Source organism: Cobetia sp. 2AS, from assembly GCF_029846355.1.
GTDB classification, from domain to species: Bacteria; Pseudomonadota; Gammaproteobacteria; order Pseudomonadales; family Halomonadaceae; genus Cobetia; species Cobetia amphilecti.
Genome location: NZ_JARWKQ010000003.1, coordinates 161,350 through 180,960, shown reverse-complemented (window position 1 = coordinate 180,960; position 19,611 = coordinate 161,350). Strand labels below are relative to the sequence as shown.

21 protein-coding genes are annotated in these 19,611 nt (G+C 64.0%); 6 read left to right on the top strand and 15 right to left on the bottom strand.

Translation table 11 applies throughout. The annotated features are described in order from the left end of the window. Positions 1 to 109 precede the first annotated feature (109 nt). Together QD356_RS10700 and gnd are read left to right on the top strand one after the other, a co-directional pair. Positions 110 to 1,351 (top strand): ribonucleotide-diphosphate reductase subunit beta, encoded by a 1,242-nt coding sequence (locus QD356_RS10700; protein ID WP_084209392.1) that lies wholly within the window; start codon positions 110 to 112, stop codon positions 1,349 to 1,351. A gap of 168 nt (positions 1,352 to 1,519) precedes the next feature. After that, positions 1,520 to 2,503, top strand: a complete 984-nt coding sequence (gene gnd, locus QD356_RS10695) for a phosphogluconate dehydrogenase (NAD(+)-dependent, decarboxylating) (protein WP_077378886.1) — start codon at positions 1,520 to 1,522, stop codon at positions 2,501 to 2,503. A gap of 136 nt (positions 2,504 to 2,639) precedes the next feature. On the opposite strand, the gene QD356_RS10690 is transcribed toward gnd, so the two are convergent. The 6 genes from QD356_RS10690 to QD356_RS10665 form a co-directional block, all read right to left on the bottom strand. Then, complete coding sequence (locus tag QD356_RS10690; protein ID WP_192838631.1) at positions 2,640 to 3,182, bottom strand: retropepsin-like aspartic protease; 543 nt, start codon at positions 3,180 to 3,182, stop codon at positions 2,640 to 2,642. Then, positions 3,179 to 3,676, bottom strand: a complete 498-nt coding sequence (locus QD356_RS10685) for a hypothetical protein (protein ID WP_192838632.1) — start codon at positions 3,674 to 3,676, stop codon at positions 3,179 to 3,181. The genes QD356_RS10690 and QD356_RS10685 overlap by 4 nt, the downstream gene beginning before the upstream one ends. Positions 3,677 to 3,702: 26 nt before the next feature. After that, complete coding sequence (locus tag QD356_RS10680; protein WP_052384714.1) at positions 3,703 to 4,368, bottom strand: ankyrin repeat domain-containing protein; 666 nt, start codon at positions 4,366 to 4,368, stop codon at positions 3,703 to 3,705. 341 nt (positions 4,369 to 4,709) lie between these two features. Continuing rightward, positions 4,710 to 6,074: a HAMP domain-containing sensor histidine kinase gene (locus QD356_RS10675; protein WP_192838633.1), complete on the bottom strand. Its 1,365-nt coding sequence runs from the start codon at positions 6,072 to 6,074 to the stop codon at positions 4,710 to 4,712. Continuing rightward, positions 6,071 to 6,769 (bottom strand): response regulator transcription factor, encoded by a 699-nt coding sequence (locus tag QD356_RS10670; RefSeq protein WP_043334723.1) that lies wholly within the window; start codon positions 6,767 to 6,769, stop codon positions 6,071 to 6,073. Before QD356_RS10670 ends, QD356_RS10675 begins: the two co-directional genes overlap by 4 nt. Positions 6,770 to 6,921: 152 nt before the next feature. After that, positions 6,922 to 7,431, bottom strand: a complete 510-nt coding sequence (locus QD356_RS10665) for a hypothetical protein (protein ID WP_192838634.1) — start codon at positions 7,429 to 7,431, stop codon at positions 6,922 to 6,924. Positions 7,432 to 7,689: 258 nt separating this feature from the next. Between QD356_RS10665 and QD356_RS10660 the strand changes: the two genes are divergently transcribed. Both QD356_RS10660 and QD356_RS10655 read left to right on the top strand, forming a co-directional pair. After that, entirely contained in the window at positions 7,690 to 8,526 is an 837-nt protein-coding gene (locus QD356_RS10660) for a hypothetical protein (protein WP_192838635.1), read from the top strand. A gap of 336 nt (positions 8,527 to 8,862) precedes the next feature. Then, entirely contained in the window at positions 8,863 to 9,216 is a 354-nt protein-coding gene (locus tag QD356_RS10655) for a hypothetical protein (protein ID WP_052384715.1), read from the top strand. Positions 9,217 to 9,396: 180 nt separating this feature from the next. Here the strand turns inward: QD356_RS10655 and coq7 are convergent, their stop codons facing one another. Continuing rightward, complete coding sequence (gene coq7, locus QD356_RS10650; protein WP_043334772.1) at positions 9,397 to 10,044, bottom strand: 2-polyprenyl-3-methyl-6-methoxy-1,4-benzoquinone monooxygenase; 648 nt, start codon at positions 10,042 to 10,044, stop codon at positions 9,397 to 9,399. 260 nt (positions 10,045 to 10,304) lie between these two features. Continuing rightward, the gene (locus tag QD356_RS10645) at positions 10,305 to 10,646 is read right to left on the bottom strand and encodes a histidine triad nucleotide-binding protein (protein WP_043334727.1); all 342 of its coding nucleotides are present in this window, start codon (positions 10,644 to 10,646) and stop codon (positions 10,305 to 10,307) included. Positions 10,647 to 10,867: 221 nt separating this feature from the next. Between QD356_RS10645 and QD356_RS10640 the strand changes: the two genes are divergently transcribed. Continuing rightward, positions 10,868 to 11,698 (top strand): RIO1 family regulatory kinase/ATPase, encoded by an 831-nt coding sequence (locus QD356_RS10640; protein WP_192838636.1) that lies wholly within the window; start codon positions 10,868 to 10,870, stop codon positions 11,696 to 11,698. Positions 11,699 to 11,732: 34 nt separating this feature from the next. On the opposite strand, the gene QD356_RS10635 is transcribed toward QD356_RS10640, so the two are convergent. The 6 genes from QD356_RS10635 to phaR all read right to left on the bottom strand — a co-directional run bounded on the left by QD356_RS10635 (position 11,733) and on the right by phaR (position 16,546). Continuing rightward, positions 11,733 to 11,858, bottom strand: coding sequence for a hypothetical protein (locus QD356_RS10635; protein ID WP_264158082.1), 126 nt, complete (start codon positions 11,856 to 11,858; stop codon positions 11,733 to 11,735). 20 nt (positions 11,859 to 11,878) lie between these two features. Continuing rightward, positions 11,879 to 12,895, bottom strand: coding sequence for an alpha/beta hydrolase (locus QD356_RS10630; RefSeq protein WP_192838637.1), 1,017 nt, complete (start codon positions 12,893 to 12,895; stop codon positions 11,879 to 11,881). 87 nt (positions 12,896 to 12,982) lie between these two features. Beyond that, positions 12,983 to 13,855, bottom strand: a complete 873-nt coding sequence (locus tag QD356_RS10625) for a phosphoribulokinase (RefSeq protein WP_043334728.1) — start codon at positions 13,853 to 13,855, stop codon at positions 12,983 to 12,985. Further along, a complete protein-coding gene (locus QD356_RS10620) occupies positions 13,855 to 14,310 on the bottom strand; it encodes an acyl-CoA thioesterase (protein ID WP_192838638.1) in 456 nt (151 codons plus the stop codon). Before QD356_RS10620 ends, QD356_RS10625 begins: the two co-directional genes overlap by 1 nt. 259 nt (positions 14,311 to 14,569) lie before the next feature. After that, positions 14,570 to 15,862, bottom strand: coding sequence for a phosphoribosylamine--glycine ligase (purD, locus tag QD356_RS10615; protein WP_043334731.1), 1,293 nt, complete (start codon positions 15,860 to 15,862; stop codon positions 14,570 to 14,572). 165 nt (positions 15,863 to 16,027) lie between these two features. After that, complete coding sequence (phaR, locus tag QD356_RS10610) at positions 16,028 to 16,546, bottom strand: polyhydroxyalkanoate synthesis repressor PhaR (RefSeq protein ID WP_043334733.1); 519 nt, start codon at positions 16,544 to 16,546, stop codon at positions 16,028 to 16,030. A 197-nt stretch (positions 16,547 to 16,743) separates the two neighbouring features. Here phaR and QD356_RS10605 point away from each other — a divergent pair, with 197 nt between their 5' ends. After that, positions 16,744 to 17,469 (top strand): 16S rRNA (uracil(1498)-N(3))-methyltransferase, encoded by a 726-nt coding sequence (locus QD356_RS10605; protein ID WP_192838639.1) that lies wholly within the window; start codon positions 16,744 to 16,746, stop codon positions 17,467 to 17,469. A 91-nt stretch (positions 17,470 to 17,560) separates the two neighbouring features. Here QD356_RS10605 and QD356_RS10600 read toward each other — a convergent pair whose 3' ends face one another. Continuing rightward, positions 17,561 to 19,219: a deoxyribodipyrimidine photo-lyase gene (locus QD356_RS10600; RefSeq protein WP_192838640.1), complete on the bottom strand. Its 1,659-nt coding sequence runs from the start codon at positions 19,217 to 19,219 to the stop codon at positions 17,561 to 17,563. Between the last annotated feature and the right edge of the window lie 392 nt (positions 19,220 to 19,611).

Sequence of the window (19,611 nt, the reverse complement as noted above, 5' to 3'; positions counted from 1 at the left end):
TCTCGGCAGATCACGCCTCTCGATGGCGCCAGCGTCGCAGGACGCACCGCCAACGCCTTCTTGTCACGCTGATTGCCCGCGTGACCACTACGAACACGAGGAACGCAACATGTTGAACTGGGACGATTTCCACGAAGACGAAGCCCCCGCTGCCGAGAAGCCGGCCGCTGCCAAACCGGCGCCGCAGGCCGAAGCCCCGGCGGCTGAAGTTGCCGTCGCGAGCGAGAACAGCGAAGGCTACGCGGTCAGCGAAGCGGAACGCATCGCCCGCGCCCAGCAGGCGCTGGACGATCTTGACGTGGCCAAGGGTCTGGAAGAACTGGAAATGGGTGCCCAGCGCATTCAGGTCGACGAGAAGCGCATGATCAATGCCCGCGCCGACGTCAACCAGCTGGTGCCCTTCAAGTACGACTGGGCATGGCAGAAGTACCTCGACGGCTCCGCGAACCACTGGATGCCGCAGGAAGTGAACATGAACGCGGACATCGCGCTCTGGAAGAGCCAGGACGGCCTGACCGAAGACGAGCGTCTGATCGTGATGCGCTCGCTGGGTTACTTCTCCACTGCCGACTCGCTGGTCGCCAACAACCTGGTGCTGGCCGTCTACAAGAACATCACCAACCCGGAGTGCCGCCAGTACCTGCTGCGTCAGGCCTTCGAAGAGGCGATCCACACCCACGCCTACCAGTACTGCATCGAGTCCCTGGGCATGGACGAAGGCGAAGTCTTCAACATGTACCGTGAAGTGGACTCCGTGGCGCGCAAGTCCGCCTGGAGCCTCAAGCACACCCAGGCGCTGGCGCGTGCCGACTTCCACACCGGCACCCCGGAAGCGGACCAGGAATTCCTGCGCAACCTGATCGGCTTCTACGCTGTCACCGAAGGCATCTTCTTCTACTGCGGCTTCTCCCAGATCCTGTCCATGGGTCGTCGCAACAAGATGACCGGCGTCGCCGAGCAGTTCCAGTACATCCTGCGTGACGAGTCCATGCACCTGAACTTCGGCATCGACGTGATCAACCAGATCAAGGTCGAGAATCCGCACCTGTGGACCGCCGAATTCCAGGACGAAGTCACCCAGATGATTCTGGAAGGCACCCAGCTCGAGATCGAATACGCGCGTGATACCATGCCGCGCGGCGTACTGGGCATGAACGCGGCCATCATGGAGGAATACCTCCACTTCATCTGCAACCGTCGCCTCGCGCAGCTGGGCCTCAAGGAGCAGTTCCCGGGCGCCAAGAACCCGTTCCCGTGGATGTCCGAGATCATCGACCTGCGCAAGGAGAAGAACTTCTTCGAGACGCGCGTCACCGAATATCAGGTCGGCGGTGCCCTGAGCTGGGATTGATCGCTGATCACTCCCTCTACTGGAGACAGGCACGCGACTGACGCCTGTCTCCGCTGAGCACCCCAACGGGCCATGTCATTGATATGGCCCGTTTTTGCGTCCAGCGCCCGCACAGGGTAGGCTTCGCGCCGTCCCGACTCTCCCCGGCTTCACGTGAAAGGAACGAACATGCAACTCGGTATCATCGGACTCGGCCGCATGGGCGGCAACATCGCCCGCCGCCTGATGCGCAATGGCCACGAAGTGGTCGCCCATGACCGTGACGAGGCGATTGCCCAGTCACTGGTCGCTGACGGCGCCACCCACGTCGACAATCTCGCGGCGCTGGTCCAGCAACTGAAGGCACCGCGTGCCGTGTGGGTCATGTTGCCGGCGGGCGAGATCACCGAGCAGACCATCAGCGCACTGGCCGAGCTGATGGAAGCCGGCGACACCATCATCGATGGCGGCAACACCTTCTACAAGGACGACATCCGTCGTGCTGCCACGCTGAAGGACAAGGGTCTGAACTACGTGGACGTGGGCACCTCCGGTGGCGTGTGGGGCCTGGAGCGCGGCTACTGCATGATGATCGGCGCCGAGAAGGCCGTGTTCGATCATCTCGAGCCGCTGTTCGACACCCTCGCCCCCGGCTATGGCAACCTCGAGCGCACCAAGGGTCGCAATGCCCCGGATGAGCGCGCGGAACGTGGCTATATCCACGCAGGCCCGGTCGGTGCCGGTCACTACGTGAAGATGGTGCACAACGGTATCGAGTACGGCCTGATGCAGGCCTACGCCGAAGGCTTCGAGCTGATGCAGAGCAAGGGCTCCGAGGACCTTCCGGAAGACCAGCGCTTCGACCTCAACCTGGCCGATATCGCGGAAGTCTGGCGTCGTGGCAGCGTCGTCTCCTCCTGGCTGCTCGACCTGACCGCCCAGGCGCTCGCCGGCGATGCGCGCCTGGATCACTACAGCGGTGCCGTCTCCGACAGTGGCGAAGGCCGCTGGACCGTCGATGCCGCCGTCGAGCAGGGCGTTGCCGTGCCGGTGCTGGCAAACGCGCTGTTCTCGCGCTTCAGCTCGCGCAAGGAAAACACCTACGCCAACCGTCTGCTGTCCGCGATGCGCTTCGGCTTCGGTGGCCATGTCGAGCCGCCCAAGCAGGACTGATCTTCCGCTGACGCGTCAGACGTGAAACGCCCCGCTCATGGTGATCATGAGCGGGGCGTTGTCGTTTGCGCAGAGCGGTGGAGTGTCAGCTGCCCTTTTTGCCAGCCCTGTCAGCCATCTGTGTCAGCCACTGGCGTTATCGAACGCCGCCAGCGCCATCCACCGGCGTCAGCGTCATCTGCTGACCGCGCATGTTGATATCGAACTCCCCCAGGAAACTCATACCCAGCAGCACCACCTCATCGTGCATGCCCGGCACGATGGCCCCGCGCACCTCGCGCTGGCTGAGTCCCGCCAGACTGACGGCATCCAGTGTGGTCAGGGCGCCGTGGCTGACGCCATTGGCGGTGGTGAAGCGCGCATCCCGCCCGCGTGGCAGCTGCAGGCGCTCGGCCAGCGCTTCAGACACCGAGACATAGGTGGCGCCGGTATCGAGCAGGAAGGTGACCGGCTGATCATTGATCGTGCCGGGGGCCACGAAGTGCCCGGAGCGATTGCGCGACAGCGTCAGTGGCTCGCCAGATGACAGCGACTGGCCAGCCAGCGAGGCATTGGGCCGGGTGCGCTCATCAAGCTGGCCCTGAAACCACCACACCAGCATGGCGAGAATCAGCGCCCAGCACAGCACCAGCATGCCGACACCATAACGGCGGGTCGCGCCGCCCCCTGAATCACTCATCCACCACCACCCCGCAACAGCAGACGCAGGCCGACGGCGCACAGTGCGAAGCCGAGAATCAACGGCACCCCGATCAGCCAGGCGCGCGTTCCAGGCAGGCTGGCCTCATGCGGGGCGTCGAGGCGATAGACCAGCGCCACGCTCTCCCCCACGGCGGGTGTCGGCGAGGGCACCGCCAGCGGCGAGATGATCTCGTGCCAGCCATCACGCTGATCCTGATAGCGCACCACGGGCGCATACTGGATCGACTCGATATTGAAGCGCCCGCCCGGCGGCAGGCCCGCCATCGCCAGGGCCTCATCCTCGCTGAGCCTGCCGCCCTTGGGCAGATGGATAGGGCCACGCCCTTCGACGTGCAGCGTGCGGTCGTGGTTGATGACCTCGCCCATCACCTGTGCGCTGTTGCGGGCGAAGGACTGCGCCTGCTGCCAGCGATAGCCACCGAGCAGCAGCAAGGCGATGCCGATGATGATCAGTCCCCAGGTCAACGCCATGCGATGCCTCCTTGTGGTCGGTGCCATCATGCACGACGCGGTGTCGAGGTACGGGCCTGGACGTCGTCGCTCACGTCATGGGCCACGCCCTGCTCGTGTCCGCCGGCCGCTTCCAGCCTCTCGCTCAGCGCCTCGAACTGGCGCCAGCGCGCATGCGCCAGCGGCGTGACACCTTCGGCGTCCGCCAGATTGACGTCGGCACCGTGGGCCAGCAGCTGCTCGACGACCCGTTGATAGTCAACGCCGCCATCCCCCAGCAACACGGCCTCGATCAGTGCCGTCCAGCCGAGCGTATTCTGGTGATTGACGTCGACATCGGTCTCCTCGAGCAGCTGACGACAGATATCGGCATGACCACGCTCACTGGCCGACATCAGCGCAGTGGAAGAGAAGCGATTGAGCACCGTCGCCGAGGCGCCATGCGCCAGCAGCCGGCTCAGGCAGCGGCCATAGCCGAGCGCGGCCGCGGCCAGCAGGGGCGTGTCGTGCAGGGCATCGGTCTGCTCGCAGTCGGCGCCGGCGGCCAGCAGAGCCTCCACCGCCTCCGGCTGATTGGCCTGCACCGCGACCAGCAATGGCGAGCGCCCGCGATAATCCACGTCATTGACTCGCTCGTGCGCATCGGGAGCGGCCAATGCCTGCGCCAGGCCCTCCAGATCGCCATGCTGAGCACACATTGTCATGTCCTTCATCACCACCTCCTGACGCCCGGCAACGGATGCTTACTCTCTGACAGCCTATGCGATCCTGAGCGTGACCGTTAGCCCCGCCAGCGTTCAATCGGCGCCTTGAGCATCGCCGATCAGGCATGGCGCGACGAATGACAGGCAAAAAAAAGCGCTCCCGAAGGAGCGCCAGTTCGTCATCACCGCAGGGCGCGGCAGACGAGACTCAGAAACGAAGCCCGTCCGGCTGCCAGCCGGACACCGTCAGAATACGGTGTCGTCCTGGCCGCGCCCAATCATCTCTCGGGATGGCTGTGATAGCGCTTAGCTATCAAGACAAGACCGCAGATAAACGAAGCGGCGCCCTGTCACTCCGTCGGCTGTGCCCCGACCAGCGGGGAGCTCGGCAGCCAGACGCGTGCCGCCAGGCCGCCCAGGCTGGAGCGCTCCAGTGCCAGCTCGCCCCCGTAGAGCGCCATCAGATCATCGACGATCGCCAGTCCCAGACCGGAACCGGAGCGTCCCTCATCAAGACGCGCCCCACGCCCCAGCGCGGCAGCACCCTCTTCTTCATTCATGCCGGGGCCATCATCCTCGATGATCAACAGCACGCCGCCATCGCGGGTCTCGCTGCTGACGCGCACCTGCTGACGAGCCCACTGCAAGGCGTTCTCGAGCAGGTTGCCGACCATTTCCTGCAGATCCTGCGGGTCGACCCGCACGCTGGCGTCGTCCTCCAGCGCCAGACTGAGCGTGATGCCACGCCGACTCGCCAAGCGCCCGAGCCCCTCGAAGACCGGCCCCGCCGCCTCACGCAGGCTGATGCGCCCGCTGAGATGCGCGCCACCGGCGGCACTGGCACGCGCCAGGTGGTGGCGCACGGCTTCATCGATGCGTTTGAGCTCGGCGTCGATCCGCGCACGGTCCTCGCCGTCGAAGCGCTCGGACTGCGCCTTGAGCACGCTGACCGGCGTCTTGAGGGCATGCGCCAGATTGCCGGCCGCCGCACGCCCACGCTCGATCAAGCGCTGATCTCGCTCGAGCACGGCATTGATGGCGCGGGTCAGCTCGGTCAGCTCCGGCGGCAGGCGGGTCTCTTCCAGCCGCTCCGCCTCGCCCTCGGCGACCTTCTTGAGGCGAGCCCGCAGGCGCCGCAGAGGCGCCAACCCCCAGCTAATCTGCGCGGCAGAGCCGCACACCAAAAGCGATGCCAGCGCGACCAGCGCACCCGCCAGCAGCCACTCGAAACGCGCGACCTCGGCGTCGACCTCGCTACGACTGGCCGCCACCATCACGTGCAGTGGCTGGTTGCGGCCGGGCAGACGGATATCGCGCTCGAGGGAGCGCAGCACCTGATGGCGCGGACCCTTGAGATCTCGACTGATGATGACGCCCTTGTCCATGTCTTCCAGCGGCGGCAGGCGTTGGTCCCACAGCGAGCGCGACGTCAGCACATTGCCGTTGCGATCGGAAATCTGCCAGTACCAGCCCGAATAGGCCTGATCGAAGCGTGGGTCGCCCAGCGAGCGTGTCAGGCCGGGGCGGCCCTTCTCGCGGTCGAACTGGATGGCGGCGATCAGCACCTTCGACAGCGACAGCAGGCGCTGGTCGAAGGCGGTAGTCACGGCGTCACGGAAGCTCCAGGCCAGACCAAGTCCAGTCAGCGGCATGACGATCAAGGCAATGACCAGCGAGCCGCCCAGCAAGCGGCGGCCGACGGACAGTGGCTTCATGCGTCGCTGCCATCCGCCGGCGTCTGTGTCTCGGCGTCCGGATCACGCAGACGATAGCCACGCCCGCGCAGCGTCTCGATGCGCTCGGCACCCAGCTTGCGGCGCAGACGGCTGATCTGCACGTCGATGACGTTGGAATCGGGTTCGTGGTCGCGGTCATAGACATGCTCGACCAGTTCAGAACGGCTGACCACGCCGGGCACGGCGTGCATCAGGTGCATCAACAGGCGCGTTTCCTGGGCGGTCAGCGACACGGGGCGCCCCGCCAGACTGACGGTACCGCCGTGGGTGTCGCAGGCCAGATCACCCAGCTTGAGCACGGGGTGGGCATGGCCGCGTGAGCGACGCACCAGCGCCCGCAGACGGAAGATGACCTCGGCGGTCTCGAAGGGCTTGGTGACGTAATCATCGGCGCCGGCAGAGAAGCCGGCGGCCTTGTCAGACCAGCGCTCGCGCGCGGTCAGCACCAGCACCGGCACCTCGATGCCGGCTTCCCGCCACTGGGCCAGCCAGCGCGTGCCATCACCGTCCGGCAGGCCGAGATCCAGCACTACGGCATCGTAGCTCTCGGTCTGGATCAAAAAGTCGGCGTCTCCCCCGGTGGTGGCATGCTCGACCAGTACATCGGCTTCCCCCAGGCGCGCCATCAGCGCTTCGGCCAACGGCATGTCATCTTCAACCAGCAATATCTTCATCGATTCTCGGGCTCCTGACGCAAGCGGCGTTCTACCGGTGGCGCAATGGACAATGGCACTAGCATACCGTTCCTCAGGGCCGCCAGGCACCCTCAGCGCCCTTGTCACAGCCTGCGCTGGCACTGCCTGGCCAGGCCACTGCCTGCCTCGTCCTACTGACTCTCGACCTCGGCATTGGCGCCGTCAGTCACGAGCGGCGCGTCGTCCGTCTCGGGCAGGGGCCTGGTCAGGGGCTTGGTCAGAGGCTCAGACAAGGAACCGTTGCCAGCGCGACGCATAGCATCCAGATTGACGCCGCGCACCTCACGCAGGCTGCCATCCGAGGCGCGCACGGTGAATCTGGCCATCTGGCCCTGTGGCCCGAGCATCTCGACCTCATAGATCAGCTCGCCATGCGTCTCTTCGAGCTCTACCTCGACCACCTGACCCAGCCAGTCGCGCTCGAGGCTATCGAGCAGCTCGGACAACGAAATGACACGTCCGGCGGCGACTTCGTCGTGCAGGCTGCGCCAGCGCTCGCTGTCACACAGCGCATGCGGCGGCAGTGCCAGTGCTCCGACCAGCAGGCTCCCGAGCCCGAGGCACAGCCAGACATAGCGTTGCCGCCATTGACTGCCACGCGCTGCACGGGCGTCTGGCTGAGCCTTGTGGGGAGTCTGCATGAAGAGGAACCTCGTGAATGACGGCGGGGCTGGTGTGCGCCCAAGGCGGGCGCTTGCGCGTGGCGAGCAATCTAACAACGGAATGTGCAATCAAACCTGCGTTGGAACAACGCGGACAATCCCGAGAGCAACCACTGACCCTGTAATGCAGAGACTGACAGGAGGCAATGAACCTCAGATGAATTCACGTCTCAGCGTCGCGCAAGGTCGCTTGGCCCACAGTGAGTGCCATGCCCAGCCATCCTTGAGGAGGGTGTCATGTCCCCATCAGCCGCGTCCCGTATTGCTCCCGCTCGTGAATCAGACTCCGCATCCCGGCAGCCGCCGTCCTCGGCCTCAGGCGCCGCCCCGTCGCGCTTCTGGCTCGCCAGCCGCGCAGTCCAGCACTGGCGACACGGCCTGGGCGTCAGCGCACTCGGCCTGATGCTGGGCTCGGCTCCCGCCTATGCCAATGGCATCGAGGACCTGCCGGTGCGCCATCAGCTGTCGGCGGCAGAACTCTCGACCGCAGGGCTCTCTGCAAATGGGCCCTCGACCAGCGAGCACTCAGATGACGGCAAGACGCACGCCACGCTCGGCGATGATGCCGGGGATAGCACGCTGGACACGGCCGCCACCCGCACAGCCGGTAAGCCTGCGACAGATATCTCTGACGCCGCGTCTACTCAAGGGCTCGCGCCAGAGCTGCTCACGCAGATGATGATCCACGCCAGTCGCAAGGGCATGATGGAATTCAGCACGATGGATATCCGCGACGATCATGTTCAGTTCACGGGCTGGGGGCATAATGGGTGGCAGATGGAACTGGCCATCAATCTCGCCGATGGAGAATTCATCAGCGAAGCGCTGCGCCAGAGTGATTCCGCGCCCGGCGACAAGGCCATCGATGGCGACAGCATGCGCCAGACCTTGAATTTTGCCGCTGTCGACGGCATCAAGAGTGTACAAAGCGTCGAAGTCGCTGCGCACGCCATCCAGATTCACGGGCGCGATGCGCAAGGCAGGCCGCAACGGATGACATTGAACATGCCGCTGCCGGGCAACGCTTTCAACCTCGCCGCCAGCGTGTCCATGAATCCGGATTATCGGCCGTGAACTGATCGACCCGCTTGTCCAGCCGCCGTGCCTTGAAGTGGTTCGAGGACTAAACCCGACATCCAGCGCTGGATCAACGCCGAAGCCGCTTGACGGCAACGATGCCAACTTCGATGCTGAACGAGTCAACCGGCCGCCCGATGCCATCAAGCGCCTCATGCAAAAGTGCGTCGCATCGAGCCCCACTTACCCATCCCCCGGCCCAGAGCACGAATGCCAGTTGAGCCGGGAGGGCAATACCCCTGTTTCCTGACCCGATATCCCCGACCACCCACTTTCACCTATCGGGTCATCCTCGCCCGGCCTGACGGCCCGGCTCTATCGTGGAGAAGACACATGCAAGGCCAACAGCACAACACTCTGTGGAACCAGGCTCGCCAATGGCAGGCCAATGCAGGCAACCAACGCCCCTCCAATGGCCTGTCCGGCCTCAAGCTGGTCGCCGCCTGGCTGATCGGTGGCGTGGTCATGATCTTCAGCCTGTTCGCGGCGCTGGTGATGATGGTACTCGGCATCATCATGCTGCCCTTCATTCGCCGTCGCATGAAAAAGCGCATGAGCGAGATGCAGCAGCGCATGCAGGAGGCCCAGGACAAGGCCAGTGGCCGCCAGAACTACTCGCGTGATGCCACGCGTGAAGACGGCAGCAGCACCGAGACGCTGGACGGTGAGTACCAGGTCAAGGAATAAGCCCTGACGCCAGAGACCGCTGAGCGTCTCACATTGGCCGACTCGCACTGGCCGATTCGCAATGATCGTCTCGTATTGATCATCACGACGTTCGCCAAAAACGCAAAAGGCCGCCCCATGGGGCGGCCTTTTGCGTTGCAGCGTCCTGAAGCTGCCAAGGCAGGCTCCGGCGCCTGACCATCACACTCGATAGACGCTGGCCGTCATCACCTTGGACATCAGGCGCATCGCGCTCTTCAGCGGCCCCGGGAAGCGATGACCACCGGCTTCCAGCGCCCACTGCTCATGATGGGCTTCGTCGATTTCCATCTGGCGCAACACGGCACGTGAGCGCTGATCGCCCTCGGGCAGCGTCTGCTGGTGCTTCGACAGGTGCTCGCCGACCAGTTCTTCGGTCGCGGCCACGAACCCGAGGCTGACCTTGTCGTTGATGGCACCCGCTGCTGCCCCGAGCGCGAAGCTCGTCATGTAGAACAACGGATTGAGCAGGCTGGTATTGGCATCCAGCTCGACGAGTCGTGCATCGCACCAGGCCAGGTGATCGATCTCTTCCTGGGCGGCCAGCTCCATCTGCGTGCGCGTTTCGGGCAGACGCGCCGTGAACCCCTGACCCTGATAGAGCGCCTGGGCACACACCTCGCCAGTGTGATTGATGCGCATCAGGCCAGCGGCGTGCTGACGCTCTTCGTCGCTGATCGCTTCGTCATGGATGTCGCCCGCCGGAGAGGGACGTGACGGCTGGGCGGCATGTGGTACCAGGGTACGCAGTACGGTGTCGAACTGATGGATCAACTGATCGGCGCGGCTATGATGACGTTGCGCCGAAATGGCATCGGAATGCGGCATGGGAAGACTCCTGCACGGCGTGAGCAATGAGGCCATCTTACGCAAGCCAGCCCGCGACGGTAAGGGGCAGAGTGTCGCCGGGCGAGGCCTGACCGGCTCCCTTGCGCCGTGGCTTCCCCAATGAAAAACCGGCAATGCCGTTTTCACGACATTGCCGGTATGCGCCTGTGTGCCGCGCGCTTGTTATCGCTAGCCGCTACCTGCCCGCGAACCGCCGGTACAGGCGCCTGCTCTATGCCGGCTCAGCCAGCCGGCCATGTGAAGCGGCGACCACCCATCAGGTGCATATGAATATGATAGACCGTCTGGCCGCCATCTTCATTGCAGTTCATCACCACGCGATAACCGCCCTCGGCAAAACCATAGTCCTTCGCCAGTCTGGCGGCGGTGTACTGCAGGCGCCCTACCGTGGCCAGCTGATGCTCCTCGATATCGTTGAGCGTGGCGATGTGCTGCTTGGGGATGATCAACACATGGGTCGGCGCCTGCGGATTGATGTCATTGAAGGCCAGCACCTCATCATCCTCATAGACGATATCGGCGGGAATCTCGCGGTTGATGATCTTGCAGAACAGACAGTCCATGACACCTTCTCCCTTGAAGTGGGGCTGCCCACGGCAGCGTGGCCTGCCAGCGTAGCGCCAGCCGGGCAACAGGCCAAGGGCAGACGCAGGAAAACGCGGGCCAGCTGGCGGACAGGGCAATGTCGCCTTTAGGGAAACAGACTGATTCACCGCTGCCAGTGGGCGAATGAGGAAAACAGTAGGATAATCATTGTTATCCCGCTAACGAGAAGTCGCCCGTCATGCCCGTGTTCACTCGCCAAGATTCCTCCCTGCGCAAGGCCAACCACGAACTGGAGGCCGGCCTTGGCGCTCACGGCGAGACACAACCGGCCACTGTCGGCGCCCCCGCCGTCGATCGCGCTGAGCCTACGCGCGCCGAGAAGGCGCGGGCGGCACTGCGTGCCGCGCCCAGGGGCGCGCGTGTTGACGGCGAGCAGGCCCCGGGCGAGTTCCTGCAGCGTGCCAAGGGCTTTCTCAAGGCCGAGGTCTATATCACGCACCTCAATGGCCAGCCGGTGGTCTGCAAGGATTATCGCCGCTATGCCGGCACGCCGGCGGCATTGGTGGCACGCTGGCTGGTACGCCATGAGCTGAAGATGCTCGAGCGTCTGGGCGACTGGACGCATGCCCCCCGCGCCGTGGCGCGCCTGTCACCGCTGTCGCTGGCGATGGAATACATCCCAGGGCCGTTGCTGAGTGACGCCGCCCTGAATGACGTGACGGACGCCCACCTCAGTCAGCAGCTGATTCTCGTCGTGCAGCAACTCCATCAGCGTCAGATGGCCCACAACGACATCCGTGGCTCCAACGTCGTGCTGCGCGATGGCGTGCCGGTCCTGATCGACTTCACCTCTGCCGTCCGCCTGCCGCGCCTGCCGGGCACAGCCTCCCTCGCGCGCATGATGCGCCGCTTCGACCTGCGTCACTCGCTGAAGCTCAAGCAACGCACTCTCGGCCTGCCGCTGAGCACCCGCGAGGCGCGCCTGCTGATCCGCAGTGGCCGCCTGAATCGCACCCTGCGCGTCTGGAAGAAAGGCATCCTGCCACGCCTCAAGGGCCGCAAGCACTGAGCCAGTCCGAGCCCAGCCCCCTTCATGTCTCCCGCTAGCGAAACCGCCGCTGCGCCAGCAGGCCCTTGACCAGCGACGTGATGATCAGCTCGATGGCAGCGCCATCAGCGCGCCGCCAGCATGGGCCGACCAGGGCCAGGCCCAGGACTGGGGCAGGCATTCACATGGCGACATCAGTACTCATGAGTCCATCTTGAGCGCTTTGTTCAGGGCTACCTTGAAGCGCTCGAAATCCTCCACTTGTGGCAGGTGCCCCAGGCCCTCCAGCTCGAACAACTCGGAATCCGGGATCAAGGCTGCGGCGTGCTTACCCAACTTGTCATAGCGCCCCAGCTCCCGCTCCACGCCTTCCTTTTTCCAGTTGCGCCCGGGTGCGGTTCTGTCACGTGTACCAATGATCAATTTGACCGGGACAGTAAAGTCACCAAATTCAGTGATCACTGGCTGAGTGAAGATCATGTCGTAGGTCTTGGCATTGACCCATGCCATGGTGTCCTTGTCCGGCCCCTGTATCTGGCCGGTGATGAAGTCAGTGAGCGAGGAATATTCCGCGTTCCATTCGCCTGCATAATAGTTCTTCTGCTGATAGCGTTTGACACTTTCCGGGGTCTTGGCCAACTCGTTTCTGTAGAAGAAGTTGGTGTCCTTGTAGACCTCATACTCGAGGTAGTTCTCGAGCCCGATCGGATTTACCAGTATCAATTCCTGCGTCGTATCCGGGTACATCAACGCGAAACGACTCGCCAGCATGCCGCCCATGGAATGTCCCAGCACTATCGAATCCTTGATCTCGAGAGAGTCCATCAAGTCATGTGTGTGCTTCGCCAAGGCAGCGAACGAGTATTGATAATCCACCGGCTTGGAGGATTTCCCGAACCCGATCTGATCCGGAATCAGCACGCCATAACCCAGTGACTGCAGATACCTGGCCGTTGGCGTCCAGTAGTCAGCATTGAAGTTCTTGCCATGCATGAGCGTGACGACAGGCATGCCAGCGGATGGCTTCAGATAGATATAGGCCATTTTCAATGACTGGCGCTGCGAGTCGAACGCAAAATGATTCACGCTGAAGTCGTACTCATAGCCGCTCAACAGAGCGTCATACGAAAGAGACGACGTATCGACGGGCTTGTCGGCAAAGGCATTGCCTGCCATCAGCAGGAAACCGCAGAGACACAAGGCCTTTATCGGGGACATTCAATGATTCCTGTATCGAGAAAAGATGAAGCCTTCAGTGGTGTTTCGCATGTCCCATCACGGGAGAATATCGCCCTCGTCTCCCGCTCAGCGGAACCGCCGCTGTGCCAGCAGGCTCTTGACCAGCGGCGTGATGATCAGCTCGATGGCCAGTGCCATCAGCGCGCCGGGCACCACCAGCGTATGCGGACGCGACATGAACGAGCCCTGGATCATCGCGAGCAGGAACGGGAAGTCGACACTGCCGGGATCGCGGAAGTGGATCACGACCATCGACTCGGCATCCGTCGGGATATCCTGCGGCTCGAAGGGGTTGGAGGTATCCACCGTCGGCACGCGCTGGAAGTTGATGTGCGTGCGTGAGAACTGCGGCTGGATGTAGCGCACGTAGTCATCCATGCGGCTCAGGATGGTGTCCACCACTGCTTCCTGGGAGTGCCCGCGCAGCTTGGTGTCGCGATCGATCTTCTGGATCCACTCCAGATTCATGGTCGGTGCCACCCCGATCAGCAGATCGACATGACGCGCGATGTCATGCTCCGGCGTCACCAGCCCGCCATGCAGCCCCTCGTAGAACAGCAGGTCCGTACAGTCCGGCAGCGACTGCCATTCGGTGAAGGTGCCGACCTTGTAGCCGGCCTCGATCATGCGCTTGTCTTCGGCATGGATGTAGTGACGATGCGTGCCGGAGCCCTGCTCGCCATATTCGACGAACAGCGCTTCCAGACGATCCAGCTGGTTGGCCTCGACGGCGAAGTGAGACAGCTCGCGCTTGCGCTCCGGCGCCTCCTGAAACATGCGCACCAGCTCGTCACGGGTATAACGGTGAAAGGCATCTCCATCCACGTAGGCGGCATGAATCGCCTCACGCGAGAACATGCGCTCGAAGGTGCGCATGACGGTGGTGGTGCCCGCACCGGAAGACCCCGTCACGGCGATGATCGGATATTCCCGCGACATCAGTTGGCTACCCGGGACGACATGGCTGAGACGGCCTGCTCGATGGCGGCACTGGCGCGCGCGCTCGGTTCCGCCAACCCCTGCTCGCCAGCGAACACCAGCCCGACGCGCAGCGTCGCCAGTACCGCGTCATCGCTGACACGCAGCAGGCGGTGATGGACACCAAGCCCCTTGCCGGACACGCTGTCGATGGCCGTTTCCACCATGAGGGCGTCGCCCAGCCGGCCCTCGCCCTGATACTGCACGGCGAGATCCGCGACGATGCTCATCAGCCCATCGATGTTCCACTCGGGGAAGCCCAGCGCCTGCCAGGCCTGGCCCCGCGCCTCGTGCGCCAGGCTGACTACGCTGTCGTGGCCCAGGTGCTGGCCATAGTTGATGTCGCTGACCCGAATCGTCATCGGGTGGCGATGTACCAGGCGGGAAACCGGAAATTCAAGCCGGATACGGTCCATGCAGACTCCTTGTCGGCGAGACAGGAAAAGGGTTCAGGGCGGACGGCGACGCCATCTTTCGACGCCGGTCAGCCTCAAGAAGGAATATAGGATGACTAGGGTTATCGCATGCCCGACACCGACATGACCAGACCCCGACACGATGGTCGTAGGCGCTCAGGGCGTCGAGAGAGCCCCCAACGACAAGACCCGGCCTGAGGCCGGGTCTTGTCGTGAAGCAGGCATGTCGCGGGGCGATGGCCCGTGCGACTCAGCGCTTTCAGCTATCGCCGCGCTCGCGAGCGATGGCGCGCCAGGCGATGTCGCGACGCACCAGCATGTCCTGCCAGCTGATGGCATCGACGCCTTCATAGGCACGCTCGGTGGCCGCCGCGACGCTGTCGCCCAGTGCGGTGACGCACAGCACGCGACCACCGCTGGTGACGACCTGGCCGTCCTGCTCGGCGGTGCCGGCATGGAAGACCTTGCAGCCGGTCGCTTCGGCAGCGTCGAAGCCACTGATGACATCGCCCTTGCGGTAGCTGGCCGGATAGCCGCCAGCTGCCAGCACCACGCCGACCGCCGCGCGGGAATCCCACTCGCAGGTCTGGGTGTCGAGACGCCCGTCTTCGGCGGCCAGACACAGCGCGACCAGATCGGACTTCAGACGCACCATGATCGGCTGGGTTTCCGGGTCACCGAAGCGGCAGTTGTATTCGATGATCTTCGGCGCGCCCTGGGCATCGATCATCAGGCCGGCATACAGGAAGCCGGTATAGGGATGGCCTTCAGCCGCCATGCCACGCACGGTGGGCAGGATGATCTCGTCCATCACGCGCTGGTGAACGTCAGCCGTCACCACCGGCGCCGGAGAGTAGGCCCCCATGCCGCCGGTGTTGGGGCCGGTATCGCCTTCGCCGACGCGCTTGTGATCCTGACTGGTGGCCATCGGCAGCACGTTCTCGCCGTCGACCATCACGATGAAGCTAGCTTCCTCGCCGTCGAGGAATTCCTCGATCACCACGCGTGCGCCGGCATCGCCGAAGGCGTTGTCCTCGAGCATGTCACGCACCGCGGCGCGGGCTTCCTCGTCGCTCATCGCGACCACGACGCCCTTGCCCGCCGCCAGGCCATCGGCCTTGATGACGATGGGCGCCGGATGGGCCGCCAGGTACTCAAGCGCCGCATCGACCTCCGCGAAGGTCGCGTAGTCGCCGGTCGGGATGGCATGACGCGCCAGGAAGTCCTTGGTGAAGGCCTTGGAGCCTTCCAGCTGGGCGGCACCGGCCGTCGGGCCGAAGCACTTGAGCCCCGCTTCACGGAAGCGATCGACCACGCCGATCACCAGCGGCGCTTCCGGGCCGACGATGGTCAGCTCGATGGCGTTGTCACGCGCGAAGGCGACCAGCGCATCGAGATCGTCAGCGGCAATCGCCAGATTGGTCAGCTTGGACTCGCGCGCCGTACCCGCATTGCCGGGCGCCACGAAGACCTCCTCGACACGGGATGACTGGGCGGCCTTCCAGGCCAGCGCATGTTCGCGGCCACCGCCGCCGATGATCAGGACCTTCATCTTTTCAACCTTCATGAGCCAGTGAGGATCAGGGCTACCCGCATGGCGCGAGCTACCGAGGAAATATCAGGCTGCGCATTATGGCAGAAAGGCGCCCTGCTCGGGGCGCCCCTTTTCACATCACGATGAATTTATGTGAAAGCTGGATCTGACACGGCGTCACACTCAGCGTCGCTCATCGTCCGGCGGCGTGTCCGACTCATCAGGCGCCGCATCCGCATCACTCGGCTGTGAGCGTGAGGCATTCTTGCCAGCGCCCATGCCAGCGCCCATGGCCTGTTGCCAGAAGCGCAGGTTCTCTTCGGCGACCTCGCGCATCATCTCCATCGGCGAGTGACGCATGGCCTGAGACCACTGCTCCTGCATGCGCTGCTGCTGCTCCATCATCAGACGCGTGCCCTGCTCCAGATAACCGGCCAGCGGCAACGGCTTGGCCATCGCATAGATACGGATGAACTGCTCCAGCAGCTCGTTGGAGAAGACCTCGGCCTCGCCCTCGCCCTGCTCCTGCTCGATGATGATGGTCAGCAGGATGGTGCGCGTGAGGTCCTCACCGCTCTTGGCGTCCTCGACCTTGAAGACCTCTTCCGCCAGCACCAGGCTGCGCAGGTCTTCCAGGGTCACGTAGCGGCTCTGCTCGGTGTCGTATAGGCGCCGATTGGCATATTTGCGGATCACTCGCACGTGTCAGGCTCCTGTCGATTTTTCTTCATTGTGCACTCAAGGGGGGGGACTGCAAGAAAAGGCGTCTCCACGCGTCAGCCATTGATGCCATGCCAACGCTGTCCCCGTCGGGTCAGCATGCACGACATGCTAGAATAACGCCCGCTTGCCGCTGTCTGTAAGCGATGCATCCTGCCCTCCACTGCCCCGGTATTGCCATGAATCTGATTTTGCTCGGCGCTGACGACCTGACCGCTCAGGACCACGCACGTGTCACGGACCCACGCCGCCTGCGCCATCTGCGTGAGGTGCATCGTGCCAACGTCGGCGACGAGATGACGCTGGGGGTGGAGGGTGGCCTGATCGGCCGTGGCCGCCTGGAGCGACTGGACGCGGACAGCGCCGAATTCAGCCTGACGCTGGACCGTCAGCCGCCGGCGCCACTCGACGTGCATCTGCTGCTGGCGCTGCCGCGCCCGCGCATGCTGGCACGCTCGCTGGAACACGTCACGGCATTGGGCGTAAAGCACATCACCCTGCTGCATACGCGCCGGGTCGAGAAGAGTTATTGGCAGTCGCCGGAACTGAAGGAAGACAAGATTCGCCAGCATCTGGTGCTGGGACTGGAGCAGGCGCGTGACACCATCATGCCGACGGTGACCCACGAGAAACTGTTCAAACCCTTCGTGGAAGACCGCCTGCCGGCACTGATGACACCAGCATCAGGCACGCCTCCGCGTGGCATCATCGCCCATCCGGGCATGCCGGATGAGTGCCCACGCGCCGTCAGCGAGCCGGTGATTCTGGCCATCGGCCCGGAAGGCGGCTTCGTGGACTATGAGGTCGAGAAATTCATGGCGACAGGCTTTGAAGGGGTGCATCTGGGCGAGCGCATCCTGCGCGTCGAGACGGCCGTCACGGCGCTATTGGCCCGTCTGGGCTGAAGAGCGGCAGGTCATAAAAGCAGGTCATAGATGAGGTGCCACCAGGGCCTGGATCTTCCTAGACGACTCGCGTGATATCGACACCGTCCGATCACACATCGAAGCCCGCCAGATGCCGCCATTCGCCCCAGTGGATGGCGGCGTCGTAATCAAGCAGGCAACGCTCGAACCAGCGCGCGCCCAGCCGCCAGTCGCCGCCGCCCTCCAGCCAGGCACCGGCCAGATACTTGCGCTCTGACCACGGCAACCAGCCTTCACGTACCAGCACCTGCATGGCCTTGTCGGCCCGGGCATCGCCGGTTCGCCCTTCGCTCCAGCGCGCAAAGGCGGCGTCATTTGCGGCGTCTTCCCGCAACGCAGCGCCATACCAGGCCGCGCGAGCCTCCTCATCCTTGTCACGCAGCATGCGCTGCCAGCACTCGCGCTGCAGCACGATGGCCAGCAGCTGCTGATTGATCGCCTCATCACCCGCCTCGCGGCGGCGGGCATCCAGTACCTGCAGGATGCGGCGCGGACTGATGCAGCCCAGCGCCAGCCATGCTGCCAGTGGCCATGCATCCGCCGGGCGCGCCATCAGCTGCATATCGTCCAGCGTCTTCCCCGCCTCCCGCTGGGGCGCCAGCCCCGCCGGCACACCAGCGCCTTCGCCATCGGCAGAGTGCGATCGCTGATAGGACGCCCCTTCGATCGAGTCGTCATCGCCCTTGCCGGCATCTCCCTTCGCCCAAGCCTTGCCCCACAGCAAGGTCGACAGGTATGCGCGGGCTGGCTCCTCGCCGCCCTGCAGCTCCGCAAGCCTGGCAGTCGCCGGCTGCCAGGCTTGCGCCGAGCCACAGATGACATCCAGCGGCGGAAAGCCACGCGAGGCAGAATCGGGCCACGGCGGCAGGGAATAGGGCAGCCCCTGCAAGGGGGACTGCGCCTCGCACAGCGCGCGCCACTGCGCATCGTTCAGCCCTGTTGGCAAAGCCTCGCGCTGGGGGCGTGCCTGCAAGGTGCCGGGCGTCGGCGTGAGCACAGCACAAGGCGGCAGCATCAGGTCGGCCACGCCAGAATCATCGCCACCACTGGCCCGCAGCACCTGCGAGGCAAGCTCGGCGCAGGTCGCCAGGGCGTCATGATCGTCTATTGCGCCTGTGTCAGCAGAGGCTGTGTCACGCATAGTGAGATCACTGGAGGGAGTCGCACGCTCATCTACAACGCGGGACGCTGCATGCGCCACACGCAGGCGCGCCGTCTCTTCGCGGGGGAGTCTGCCCGGCAGCAGGCGATCAAGCAGTGGGCCATCCAGCAGCTGGCTGTCGAAGGCGATCTGGTCAGCGGGATGACAGTGGAGCCGGGTCGAGGCCGGCAGACGCCGTGAGAGCTGCTGCAGGGCGCGGCTGTCTTCCGGCGCGGCGGCGAGGCTGACTTCCAGGCACTGGACATCATGCTGGGCGACCTGCGTCAGCACTTCCTCGACGGGGTCCCCGACGCGCACCAGCAGGTCACTGCCGCGGCGCAGCAGCATGCCACGCAGGTTCATCAGACTCTGCCACAACAGGCGCAGACGCGCTGGCCCCAAGCGTGGCAAGCCGTCACTCGGTGTCAGCCAGCGACGGTCGAATACATACATCACCAGCATCTGATGCGGGCGACGTGACAGGGGCAGCGCGAACAGCGGGTTGTCTTCCAGCCGCAGGTCGTGACGCAACCACACCAGAGAGGTTTCCGGTGCGTTGCCCGAATTCATGCTGGCGACCTCGTGCATGATGACTCCGTGGAACGTATGGCGTGCAATATTTGTACAAGAAATTCTACATCTTGTACAACACTTCACACGGTCCATGTCGCGTTCCTGCGGGTCGGGCATGCGCTGGCGAGGGGTGCAAGTGCGTGATACATTCGAGAGGTTAGGTCACGTTCCATCAATGTTTTCAACAAGATCGCGCAAGTGTCTCCACTCGAACACACACTTGTCATCCAGGGGCTTCAGGAGGAATACGGCCATGCTCGCAAGACATGACATGACCGCACCAACCCGGCATATTCGCCGTCTGCCCGTTGCGGGCAGCCGGGGACGCGCTGCGGACCTCATCCCATCCTGGATGCTGGCACCCCGTGCCGTGCGACTCCCCTTCCTGACGGATCCGCCCCTTGCGA

Coding starts and splice junctions, on each gene's coding strand:
- QD356_RS10700 (WP_084209392.1), top strand. CDS start 110: ATGTTGAACTGGGACGATTTCCACGAAGACGAAGCCCCCGCTGCCGAG.
- gnd (WP_077378886.1), top strand. CDS start 1,520: ATGCAACTCGGTATCATCGGACTCGGCCGCATGGGCGGCAACATCGCC.
- QD356_RS10690 (WP_192838631.1), bottom strand. CDS start 3,182: ATGAGTGATTCAGGGGGCGGCGCGACCCGCCGTTATGGTGTCGGCATG.
- QD356_RS10685 (WP_192838632.1), bottom strand. CDS start 3,676: ATGGCGTTGACCTGGGGACTGATCATCATCGGCATCGCCTTGCTGCTG.
- QD356_RS10680 (WP_052384714.1), bottom strand. CDS start 4,368: ATGAAGGACATGACAATGTGTGCTCAGCATGGCGATCTGGAGGGCCTG.
- QD356_RS10675 (WP_192838633.1), bottom strand. CDS start 6,074: ATGAAGCCACTGTCCGTCGGCCGCCGCTTGCTGGGCGGCTCGCTGGTC.
- QD356_RS10670 (WP_043334723.1), bottom strand. CDS start 6,769: ATGAAGATATTGCTGGTTGAAGATGACATGCCGTTGGCCGAAGCGCTG.
- QD356_RS10665 (WP_192838634.1), bottom strand. CDS start 7,431: ATGCAGACTCCCCACAAGGCTCAGCCAGACGCCCGTGCAGCGCGTGGC.
- QD356_RS10660 (WP_192838635.1), top strand. CDS start 7,690: ATGTCCCCATCAGCCGCGTCCCGTATTGCTCCCGCTCGTGAATCAGAC.
- QD356_RS10655 (WP_052384715.1), top strand. CDS start 8,863: ATGCAAGGCCAACAGCACAACACTCTGTGGAACCAGGCTCGCCAATGG.
- QD356_RS10645 (WP_043334727.1), bottom strand. CDS start 10,646: ATGGACTGTCTGTTCTGCAAGATCATCAACCGCGAGATTCCCGCCGAT.
- QD356_RS10640 (WP_192838636.1), top strand. CDS start 10,868: ATGCCCGTGTTCACTCGCCAAGATTCCTCCCTGCGCAAGGCCAACCAC.
- QD356_RS10635 (WP_264158082.1), bottom strand. CDS start 11,858: ATGCCTGCCCCAGTCCTGGGCCTGGCCCTGGTCGGCCCATGCTGGCGG.
- QD356_RS10630 (WP_192838637.1), bottom strand. CDS start 12,895: ATGTCCCCGATAAAGGCCTTGTGTCTCTGCGGTTTCCTGCTGATGGCA.
- QD356_RS10625 (WP_043334728.1), bottom strand. CDS start 13,855: ATGTCGCGGGAATATCCGATCATCGCCGTGACGGGGTCTTCCGGTGCG.
- QD356_RS10620 (WP_192838638.1), bottom strand. CDS start 14,310: ATGGACCGTATCCGGCTTGAATTTCCGGTTTCCCGCCTGGTACATCGC.
- purD (WP_043334731.1), bottom strand. CDS start 15,862: ATGAAGGTCCTGATCATCGGCGGCGGTGGCCGCGAACATGCGCTGGCC.
- QD356_RS10605 (WP_192838639.1), top strand. CDS start 16,744: ATGAATCTGATTTTGCTCGGCGCTGACGACCTGACCGCTCAGGACCAC.
- QD356_RS10600 (WP_192838640.1), bottom strand. CDS start 19,219: ATGCACGAGGTCGCCAGCATGAATTCGGGCAACGCACCGGAAACCTCT.